Annotated in this window: 9 protein-coding genes; 7 read left to right on the forward strand and 2 right to left on the reverse strand. The window is 63.2% G+C overall.

Annotated elements, in window-relative coordinates; translation table 11 throughout:
* The first annotated feature begins 31 nt into the window (after nt 1–31).
* The 5 genes from ACK4OE_RS23605 (at nt 32) to flhC (ending at nt 4,470) form a co-directional block, all read left to right on the forward strand.
* The gene (locus ACK4OE_RS23605; RefSeq protein WP_409888681.1) at nt 32–1,186 is read left to right on the forward strand and encodes an aromatic ring-hydroxylating oxygenase subunit alpha; all 1,155 of its coding nucleotides are present in this window, start codon (nt 32–34) and stop codon (nt 1,184–1,186) included.
* A gap of 140 nt (nt 1,187–1,326) precedes the next feature.
* A complete protein-coding gene (locus tag ACK4OE_RS23610) occupies nt 1,327–2,238 on the forward strand; it encodes a DMT family transporter (RefSeq protein ID WP_409888683.1) in 912 nt (303 codons plus the stop codon).
* Nucleotides 2,239–2,314: 76 nt separating this feature from the next.
* Nucleotides 2,315–3,217: a sulfurtransferase gene (locus tag ACK4OE_RS23615; protein WP_409888685.1), complete on the forward strand. Its 903-nt coding sequence runs from the start codon at nt 2,315–2,317 to the stop codon at nt 3,215–3,217.
* 317 nt (nt 3,218–3,534) lie between these two features.
* Nucleotides 3,535–3,861: a flagellar transcriptional regulator FlhD gene (flhD, locus tag ACK4OE_RS23620; protein WP_056166924.1), complete on the forward strand. Its 327-nt coding sequence runs from the start codon at nt 3,535–3,537 to the stop codon at nt 3,859–3,861.
* Between the two features lie 48 nt (nt 3,862–3,909).
* On the forward strand, nt 3,910–4,470 hold the full coding sequence (gene flhC, locus ACK4OE_RS23625) for a flagellar transcriptional regulator FlhC (protein WP_409888687.1): 561 nt from the start codon (nt 3,910–3,912) through the stop codon (nt 4,468–4,470).
* Nucleotides 4,471–4,616: 146 nt separating this feature from the next.
* Here the strand turns inward: flhC and ACK4OE_RS23630 are convergent, their stop codons facing one another.
* Both ACK4OE_RS23630 and ACK4OE_RS23635 read right to left on the reverse strand, forming a co-directional pair.
* Nucleotides 4,617–5,219, reverse strand: coding sequence for a FlgO family outer membrane protein (locus ACK4OE_RS23630; RefSeq protein ID WP_409888689.1), 603 nt, complete (start codon nt 5,217–5,219; stop codon nt 4,617–4,619).
* A complete protein-coding gene (locus ACK4OE_RS23635) occupies nt 5,216–6,088 on the reverse strand; it encodes a hypothetical protein (RefSeq protein ID WP_409888691.1) in 873 nt (290 codons plus the stop codon). The genes ACK4OE_RS23630 and ACK4OE_RS23635 overlap by 4 nt, the downstream gene beginning before the upstream one ends.
* 352 nt (nt 6,089–6,440) lie before the next feature.
* On the opposite strand from ACK4OE_RS23635, the gene ACK4OE_RS23640 reads away from it, so the two are divergent.
* Together ACK4OE_RS23640 and ACK4OE_RS23645 are read left to right on the forward strand one after the other, a co-directional pair.
* Nucleotides 6,441–7,526: an AI-2E family transporter gene (locus ACK4OE_RS23640; RefSeq protein ID WP_409888694.1), complete on the forward strand. Its 1,086-nt coding sequence runs from the start codon at nt 6,441–6,443 to the stop codon at nt 7,524–7,526.
* A gap of 80 nt (nt 7,527–7,606) precedes the next feature.
* On the forward strand, nt 7,607–9,979 hold the full coding sequence (locus ACK4OE_RS23645; RefSeq protein ID WP_409888692.1) for a putative bifunctional diguanylate cyclase/phosphodiesterase: 2,373 nt from the start codon (nt 7,607–7,609) through the stop codon (nt 9,977–9,979).
* The last annotated feature ends 343 nt before the right edge of the window (nt 9,980–10,322 follow it).

The raw sequence follows: 10,322 nt of genomic DNA on the forward strand, positions 1-10,322 counted from the left end.
CCCTGTGGGGAGTCTTTAGGTCAGGTCACCCATGTCTGATTTAAGTCTTCAACTGCAGCAGGCCGCAAGCCAACTACCAGTTTCAAGCTACTTTGACGATGCGCTGTTCCAGCGCGAGCTGAGCACCATCTTTCAGCGCGGGCCCCGCTACGTGGGGCACCAATTGTCTGTGCCCAACGCGGGCGACTACTACGCCCTGCCCCAGGAGGGCGAAGGCCGTGCCCTGGTGCGCAACGCCCAGGGCGGCGTCGAGCTGGTCTCCAACGTGTGCCGCCACCGCCAGGCCGTCATGCTCAAGGGCAAAGGCTCGCTGCAAGGCCAGGGCAAGGGCCATGCGGGCGGCAACATCGTTTGCCCCCTCCACCGCTGGACCTACAGCCCCCAGGGCGAGCTACTGGGCGCGCCCCACTTTGCACAAGACCCGTGCCTGAACCTCAACAACTACAAGCTGCGCGAGTGGAACGGCCTGCTGTTTGAAGACAACGGCTACGACGTGGCCGCCGACCTGGCCCAGATGGGCCCGCGCGCCGACCTCGACTTTGGTGGTTATGTGCTGGACCATGTCGAGTTGCACGAGTGCAACTACAACTGGAAGACCTTCATCGAGGTCTACCTGGAGGACTACCACGTGGGGCCCTTCCACCCAGGCCTCGGTAGCTTTGTGACGTGTGACGACCTGCGCTGGGAATTCGGCACCAACTACTCGGTGCAAACCGTGGGCGTGGCCAACCGCCTGGGCAAGGCCGGCAGCCCCGTATACGAGCGCTGGCACGGGGCCCTGCTGGCCTACCGCGAGGGCAAGCCCCCCAAGCATGGCGCCATCTGGCTCACGCTGTACCCGCACATCATGGTCGAGTGGTACCCGCACGTGCTCACCGTGTCCACGCTGCACCCCATCAGCCCCACCAAGACACTGAACATGGTGGAGTTCTATTACCCCGAAGAAATCGCTGTGTTCGAGCGCGAATTTGTCGAGGCGCAGAAGGCCGCCTACATGGAAACCTGCGTCGAGGACGACGAGATTGGCGAGCGCATGGACGCGGGACGCAAGGCGCTGCTGGCCCGTGGCGACAACGAAGTAGGCCCGTACCAGAGCCCCATGGAAGACGGCATGCAGCACTTTCATGAGTGGTATCGCGAGGCGATGGGCAACGGCACCATCGACCCGGCCGCGCCAAAGCGCTGAATACGGCAGCAAAACCCCGCCAATCCGCAGGCCCGGCGTGGTCTGCTCTCATTACAATAGCTGTCAGTGCTTAAAAAATAAGCGCTGGCAGCTATTCTCATTTCTGCACCACTGGTGCACGTCACAAAGATCACAACCCGATGCAAGCCCTCTGGATGGTGTTGGCCGCGTTCCTGTTCGCCAGCATGGGCGTGTGCGTCAAGATCGCATCGGACTTCTTCAACTCGGCAGAACTGGTGTGCTACCGCGGCATCATCGGCATGTTCATCCTATGGCTGCTGGCGCGCTCGCAAAAGGTGACGCTGGCCACGCGCTACCCCGGCATGCACGCGTGGCGCAGCCTGGTGGGCGTGGTGTCTCTGGGCGCGTGGTTCTATGCCATCGCCCACTTGCCCCTGGCCACGGCCATGACACTCAACTACATGAGCAGCGTCTGGATCGCCGCGTTTCTGGTGGGCGGTACGCTGCTGGCCTGGCGGCCCTCTGCCGCAGCGCCACGGCCCGCGTTTCAGGGGCCGCTGGTCTTGACGGTGCTGACCGGCTTTGTGGGCGTGGTGCTGATGCTGCGCCCCAGCCTGGACCAGAACCAGGCCTTTGCCGGGATGATCGGACTCATGTCCGGCCTGTCGGCCGCGTTTGCGTACATGCAGGTGGTGGCGCTGTCGCGCCTGGGCGAGCCCGAATCGCGCACGGTGTTTTATTTTGCAGTGGGCTCGGCCGTGGCGGGCGGGGTGGCGTTGCTGCTGACGGGCACATCGGACTGGCCGGGCTGGAAGGCGCTGTGGCTGCTGCCGATTGGCGTGCTGGCAGCGGGCGGCCAGCTGTGCATGACACGCGCCTACGCCAGTGCCAAGACCCAGCGCGGCACGCTGGTGGTGGCCAACCTGCAGTACTCGGGCATCGTGTTTGCGGCCATCTACAGCGTGGTTCTGTTTGGCGACATCATCCCGCCCCTGGGCTGGATCGGCATGGCACTTATCGTGGGCAGCGGCATCGTGGCAACCATCTTGCGGGCGCGTGCGGCCCCGGGCGCGCCGGCTGAAGAGCATTGATACCTGTTTGCCTACAACATCTCATTCGCCAAGTTGACACAATGGGCTCCGTCCTTTTGCACACCCTTCGCCGCTGATGACCACCTACACCACCCTCATCTCTGCCACCGACCTGCAAGACCTCATCGCCAGCGGCGCCCCGCTGATGGTGTTCGACTGCAGTTTTGACCTGACGCAACCCACTGCAGGCACGCAGCAATTTGAAAAGGCCCACATCCCGGGTGCGGTGTATGCCGATCTGAACAATGACCTGAGTGCCAAACACGGCGCGCCCGGTGCGGGCGGCACCCTGACCGCCCAGGAAGCTGACGTGCCCGCGTCCGGCGGGCGCCACCCGCTGCCCAGCCGCGAGCGCTTTGCGATGTGGCTGTCCAGCGTCGGCTTTGCCAATGGCATGCAGGCCGTGGTGTACGACCGCCAGGGTGCCAACTACTGCGGACGCTTGTGGTGGATGCTCAAGTGGGCGGGGCACGACGCGGTGGCCGTGCTCGATGGCGGTCTGCAAGCGTGGCAGGCTGCGGGTGGCGCCGTGAACAGCGGTGAAGAGACCGCGCACTTTCAGTCCAACTTTCAGCTGGGCGCGCCCTTGCGGCAGCTCGCTACGGTGGGCGATGTACTAGCACGCCTGCAGCAGCCCGGCCAGACGGTGATCGACGCACGGGCCGGCGCACGTTACCGCGGCGAAGTGGAGCCGCTCGACCCCGTGGCGGGACATATCCCCGGTGCGTTGAACCGGCCGTTTGTTGACAACGTTGGCGCCGATGGTCGCTTCAAGCCCGAAGCGGTGCTGAGGGCGGAGTTTGATGCGCTTCTTGCTGGCCGCGACCCGGCCACCGTGGTCCACCAGTGCGGCAGCGGCGTCAGCGCCGTGCCCAACCTGCTGGCGATGGAAGTGGCAGGTCTGGGCCCCACGGCACTGTTTGCCGGCAGCTGGAGCGAATGGTGCACAGACCCCGCACGCCCCGTCGAAAAAGGCTGACTGCAGCCAAATCACACGGCCAAGCTTGTAAAAGCGCAAAAAAGATGGTGTTGCAGGCGCTATCAAAACCATGAGCAGAATCCGGGCGGCGGCGGCACACCGCACAGCACGCCCGCTCCTGTGAAACGCCAGACTAAGCCTGCTCGGCGTGTAAGGCAAATTCCTACACGCCCCACCCCAAAACCAGACACGCGGCACATCCAAACGCCGACTTAATTTTTGATTGGGGCGGTTTCACAATCCATTTCAACGGATCACGCAAAACCTGCAAACAGCAGAAAACGCAAGACCCGGAACTGGAAAAAAAGGAAGCTGCCATGACCAACGAACAAATCCTCGCTGAAATCCGCGAAGCCAACCTCACGTACCTGATGTTGGCCCAGACCCTGATCCGCCAGGACAAGGCCGAAGCGGTTTTCCGTCTGGGCATGAACGAAGAGTCTGCCGACATTCTGGCATCGCTGTCGGCGGCGCAAGTAATGAAACTGGCCTCCAGAAACACGCTTCTTTGCAGCTTCCGTGTGGACGACAACCTCGTGTGGAGCTTGCTCACCAACCATTCGGCCAAGAAGGTCGGCAACGAAGCCACCAACACCCTGCACGCCAACATCCTGATGGCCAGCCGCGTGTCGGAAGTGCTCTGAAGCACTTGCCCGCAGCCTTCCTCTCCCCGTCTCCATCGAAAGCCCGCCATGTCCACCAACGCCCCTGCTGCCAAAGCCCCCGCCAAAAGCGTGCTGAACGAATCCAAGCAGATCGAACGCGCTGCGATGCTGATCCAGATGGGCGCCCGCATGCAGGTGCTTGAATCCGAGACGACCCTGTCGTATGAACGCCTGATTCGCCTGTACAAGGAGATCGCAGGCAAGTCCCCATCCAAGGGCCAGCTGCCGTTCTCGACCGACTGGTTCCTGACCTGGCAAGAAAACATTCATAGCTCGCTGTTCCTCAATATCTATGAGTACCTGTCCAAGGGCGTGGATCTGGATTCGGTGGAACTGCTGACCAAGGCCTACCGCTTGTACAACGAGCAAGTGGCCACGGCCGAGATCGAGCCCCTGCTGTCATTCACCCGCGCCTGGCGTCTGGTGAAGTTTGTGGACGCCGGCATGCTGACGCGCACCAAGTGCAGCCAGTGCAGCGGCCAGTTTGTGACGGAGCTGTATGAGAACCGCCACTTCACCTGCGGCCTGTGCAACCCGCCCGCCCGCGCTGGCAAGAGCAAGTCGGCGGGTGCGCTGATGCTGCATTGAGAATCTGCGACCGATCAACTTTTTGAGTCAAATTGGCCTCTAGCGCTTTACCCATAAGCGCTAGCAGCTATGAATTTGATATCAGATACCAACAGTTGGGTGATGAATGACAAAGAGGCCGCTTCGGGCCTCTTTCTTTGTCTCGCCTACCGCCCTGCCAGCAACGCCCGCACGTTGTCATCCATCGGCACTGCATAGTTGTGCGCTGCCACCACCATGTTGCCGTCGGGCTTCACCAGCTTGATGCTGACGTAAAGAATGGTGGCCGACACGGCGTAAGTGCCCACCACCACGGCCTGCGCATCGTGTGCCCGGCTTACCTCGCGCAATTCACGCGACAACAGCAGCTCGCCCTGCTCGCGCTGCATCGCCACGCTGTCGCGCAGCTTGAGTTCGGTGACCGGGTACCCGCGCTGCACCAGGCGTCCCGCGATCTGCTCCGAAAAGATCCGCCCCAGGCGTGACGACTCATTGAGACGGTCTACGTTGACCAGCGTGGCCACCAGCACGGCGTGCTCGCGGTCGAGGGGTGCGGTCTGCAGCAGCATGTCCACCGCAGCGTGATTGGCCGTAATGATGGACGTGCGCGGTGCGCTGCCCAACCCAAAGCTCCCCGCGCCGCCAGAGCCCCCGGCGCTGTCGCCGTAGTAATAACTGGACGCACACCCGGACAGCAGCGCTGCCGTTGCAACGACAACAACAACGCCTGATGCGGCAGCAAGCTGGCCCCGTGCAAAGCGCCGCATCATGGGCTCACCACCCGCCAGGTCTTGATAGATGGAGGGGGCGGGCCCGGCAAGCGGGGCTCGGCGGGCAAATACAGCAAGGCATCGTCGTGCGTGAGCGAATACACATCCGACGTGCCCGCCAGGTAGCGCCCGCCGCTCTCCAGCGATGCGGTCACCAGCACCTCGGACCGCGTGGGCGTGCCCAGGCGCGGGTATTCAACCGGGGTCTCAACGGCTGTGGGCGCCCTTCGAATGGGCGGAGCGAAAGAAACAGGTGCAGAAGATACGGCGGCTACGGCGGCGCCAAAAGCGCTGCCGGATGCAATCACCACATCCCGCTCGGCCGATGGTGTAGCGCTTGGTTTGATGTCTGAATCCTTGGCGGCGCTATCGCTGGTAGCAGGGCTGAATGAATTTGCTCCATGAAAATGCACGCCGTCGCGCGCCACACTCACGCCCGAGGCCAGGGGCACCCAGTGCAGCACGCTGGTGGCAGGCTCCAGGTGTTGCACCACCTGCGCTTCAACGATCAATTGCACGGCAGTCGGCTCGGTCGACACCGTCACGCCCTGGTCCACGAGGCGGTTGATCAGCAGCTTGCGAAACCCTTGGGTAAACCGGGTGTGAGCCTTGGAGGTCACGTAGATGGGGTGCTGCCCGGCAGGCCAGTCGCGGGTCTTGTCGGCGATGCGGGTGGCCATGTCCTGTGCCAACACATCCCAGTGGTGAACGGCGCGCAGCGTTTTCTGTGTCGAGGGCAAGTGGCTGCCGGGTTGCGGCACATCCAGGCCCGCACATCCTGCGCCGAGCACGGCCAGCCCCAGCAGGGGCCACCAAAGCCAGCGACCGGGCAGCGCGCCGTGGGGGCGAACGTAATCAACAGATTCCATGGGCAAGATGCTATGCCGGTGCGCAAGGGCCTATCGGTCGAACAAGGGCGGATTTGCGTGGCACTTTGCCCACGCCGCCCCCCGATGGGGTGGCCGCCTACAGAATCTTTGGCGGCAGCGGCCCCACAATCCGCGCATGACCGCCCCCTCTGCCGAACCGCTGCCCACCACCACGCCCGGACCAGCGCCAGAACCTGTCCCCGCTTCCACGCCCACAGTGCCAATGCCACCCGCTGAACCCGCCGCAACCAGCGCAGAGCACTCGCCCGCATCCCCTTCGTCGCCCCCGGACGCAGGTGCCTTGCAACCGGGTATCAGCGACATCCCCTACGGCAACCCGCTCACCTTGCACATGCCCGTGGACGTGCGCAACATGTCGCTCGCCCTGCTGGCACTGTTTGCCGGCGTGGCCCTGCTGCACTGGGCCAGCGCGGTGTTCATCCCCATCATGCTCAGCCTGCTGCTCACCACCGCCCTGCGGCCTGCGGTAGATGCATTGAAGCGCTGCCATGTGCCGCGCTGGCTGGGTGCGGGGGTGTTGCTGATCGCCATCGTGTCGGGCCTGGCGGTCACGGCCTGGTCACTCAGCGACGGCGCGGCACAGCTGGTGGACTCGCTGCCCGTGGCGGCCAAAAAGGTGCGCGACAACCTCAAGACCCGCACTGGCACCGCCAGCCCCTTGGACACCATGCAACAGGCCGCCTCACAGATTGAACAGGCCGCCAACGACAGCGGCACGGCCGCCCCCACCCGCCGTGGGGTGCAGCGCGTCATCGTCGAGCGCCCGCCCTTCAACATCCGCGACTACCTGTGGAGCAGCACCGTGGGGCTGATGTCTGCACTGGGGCAATTGACGGTGGTCGTGTTTTTGACCTACTTCGCGCTGGCCTCCGGCAACCTGTTTCGCAACAAGCTGCTGCGCATCGCGGGCACCAGCCTGGAGCGGCGCAAGATCACCATCCACGTGCTCGAAGACATCACCAGCAACATCCAGCGCTATCTGATGGTGCAGGTGTTCACCAGCGTGCTGGTAGGCGTGGCCACCGGCCTTGCCTACTGGGCCCTGGGCCTGGAAAACGCCGCCGTATGGGGCGTGGCCGCCGGGGTGCTCAACCTTGCACCGTACATCGGCTCGGCCCTGGTCACGGGGGCGTCGGCGCTGGTGGCCTTTTTGCAGTTTGGCACCATCGACATGGCGCTGACCATTGGCGGTGCGTCGCTGGTCATCCACACCATCATCGGCAACCTGCTCACCCCTTGGCTCACCAGCCGCACCAGCAGCATGAGCCCCGTGGCCGTGTTCGTCAGCGTGCTCGCCTGGGGCTGGCTGTGGGGCCTGTGGGGACTGCTGCTGGGCATCCCCGTGATGATGGCCGTGAAGGCAGTTTGCGACCGGGTGGAAGATTTGAAGGTGGTGGGGGAGTTGCTGGGGGACTGAGCAAAAAACGGGTGCAACCATAGAGGCATCTCACCCGCTCTTTTTGCGATATGTTAAAAATCGCAACAATGCTAACGTCCATGAACAACGAGCTGCGCACACTGCGCAACGGCATCCGAACCATGTATTGGGACCCCGGAGCTGCGGCGGGACGCATCCGCTACGAACATCTGAGCACCGTCGTCAGGCTGACGCCGGTGGCCATGGTGGCCAACATGGCCAATGCGTCACTCGTGTTGTGGAGCTTTCAGGCCACCCTCACCACCGGACTCGTCGTCTGGTGGGCCATCATGATGACGCTCGCCATGCTGGCGCTGGGAAGCTGGGCCAAGTTCTGGCACCGCCAATCCACCCGAGTGTCCTGCCGCGGGATCAAACGCTCGACATTGCACGCGGCCATTCTGGGTTTGGTCTGGGGATTTTTGCCTGTGGCGTGGTTTGGCGAAGCCAGTCACAGCCAGCAGCTGGTGATTGCCACGCTTTTCACGGGGATGATGGGGGCCGGCACCTTTGTGCTGGGCGCGCTGCCTCTGGCCAGTCTGGCGTATGTGGTGATCTTTACCGGCTCGGCGGTGTGGGCATTGGGGCGCGCAGGCGAGCCGCAGATCATGGCGATCGCTGTCCTCGTGGTGCTCTACGCCATCATGGTGCTAGTGGGCGGAATCTCCTACTGGCGCAAGTCCACCGCCCTGCTCCTGTCGCAGAACGAGGCGGTCCGGCACGAGCAAATGCTGGCCGTGATGCTGCAGGACTTCGAGCAAAGCGCTACGGACGCCCTGTGGGAGGTCGACCTGGATGGCCGCTTGCGCCAGCCTTCCGCCCGGCTTGCCAAACTGCTGCATACGCAAACTGAGCAGCTGCAGGGCGAATCACTGGCGCATTGGCTGCTGCAGCGCACGGCGCCGGGAGACGACGGGGTAGCCCAGGCACTGGCCAAAGGTGTTCCTTTTAACAATGTTGCCGTGGTGCTGGAGCACGCCGGGCAGCGCTACCACCTCACGTTTCAAGGCAAGCCCTTGTTTGACGAACTGGGGCAGCCCGCCGGTTGGCGGGGCGTCTTGTCAGACCGTACCGCCGTTGCTCTGGCGCAGGAGCAACTGCACCGGCAAGCCAACACCGACTCACTCACGCAATTGGCCAACCGATTTGCCTTGCACGCCGCCATCGCAAAGCAGCTGCAGGTGCAGCCGCCCACCGGAGTGCTGCTGCTGCTGGACCTGGACCATTTCAAAACCGTCAATGACAGCTTCGGCCATTCGGTCGGTGACGCTCTGCTGACCAGCGTCGCTGAACGGTTGCAACAGCACGCGCCACCCAACAGCCTGGTGGCGCGGCTGGGGGGTGATGAATTTGCCATATTGCTGCCCCACAACGAGACAGAGGCAGGCACAACACTGGCCCAGTCGCTCGCAGCGCAGCTGGTCGCTGCACTCTCGCGCCCTCACCAGATCAGCGAACGGCGGCTTCGGGTAGGCGCGAGCGTAGGCATTGCCGAACTGGACGGCGAAGTGACCGACGTGGATGAACTGCTGGTGCGGGCCGACATTGCGCTGTATGACGCCAAGTCCCAAGGGCGCGGGCGTGCCGCCGAGTACACACACGCACTGGGTGAGCGCACCCGCCGCCGTGCCAAGGTGGAAGAAGGGCTGCGCCAGGCAGTGCGCAACGACGAGCTCAGCTTGCACTGGCAACCCAAGGTCGAACTTTCGACCTGGAAAATTACCGGGACAGAAGCGCTTTTGCGATGGGAAAGCCCGCATTTGGGCAAGGTGAGCCCCGGCGAATTCATACCCGTGGCCGAGCAGGAAGGCCTGATGGACCTGATTGGCCTGTGGGCACTGCGCCACGCCTGCGAGTGCGGACAAAACCAGCTGTCAGGGGTGCTGGTGTCGGTGAACGTGTCGCCCGTGCAACTGGCAGATCCGCAGTTTGTGCCCATGGTGCAGTCAGTGCTGGAGTCCACGGGCCTGCCCGCAGAACGGCTGGAGCTGGAGATCACCGAGTCGGTCTTCATCGAGGACACCGACGTTGCCCTGCGCCAATTGCACGCCCTGCATGCCCTGGGCGTGCGTGTGGCGCTGGATGACTTTGGCACCGGCTACTCATCACTGAGCTACCTGTGCCGGTTTCCGTTCAGTACCCTCAAGATCGACCGCAGCTTTGTGGAAGAAGCCATGGTGCGCCCCGAGGCGCTGGCCGTGGTGCACCACATTGCGCAACTGGCGCGGTCACTGAACATGCGCACCGTCTGCGAAGGGGTAGAGACCTCCGAACAACTGGCCATGGTCATCGCGGCGGGCATCGACGAAGTGCAGGGCTACCTGATGTCGCCGCCACGCCCGCTGGAATTTTTCAGTACCTTTACGCAAGACTGGGATACACAGCTGGCACCGCTGGAATACCTGCCAAATCCCACCGCCCTGACAACAGCCCATAGGCCGCAACGCCCTTGACTTGAAAGGCGCGCGCGCTGCGGGCAAAGCCATGGTGAACGGTATGCGGGTGCCACCCGCCATACAGAAATCCATCGGACGCAAGACAGGCTTTACGGGCTGCGCAGCAAACGGGGCGCACCGGGCGCACTGAGCACGGTAAATATTGAATAAAATTGGCCACTAGCGCTTGATAGGCAAGCACTTGTAGCTATTTTTTTAATAGCACATTGGCATCCAATCCAGGGCAATCGCATCTAAACAGAGAGTCCCAGGATGTGTGCCAGATAGGCCACATCCCATCCCGCGCGCTTGCGCTTAGCCTGCACGCCGACCTTCACCGAAGTGTCACTCTTGAGCAACT

Origin of the sequence: Acidovorax sp., from assembly GCF_046314175.1 — a bacterium.
Taxonomy (GTDB): Bacteria; Pseudomonadota; Gammaproteobacteria; order Burkholderiales; family Burkholderiaceae_C; genus Acidovorax.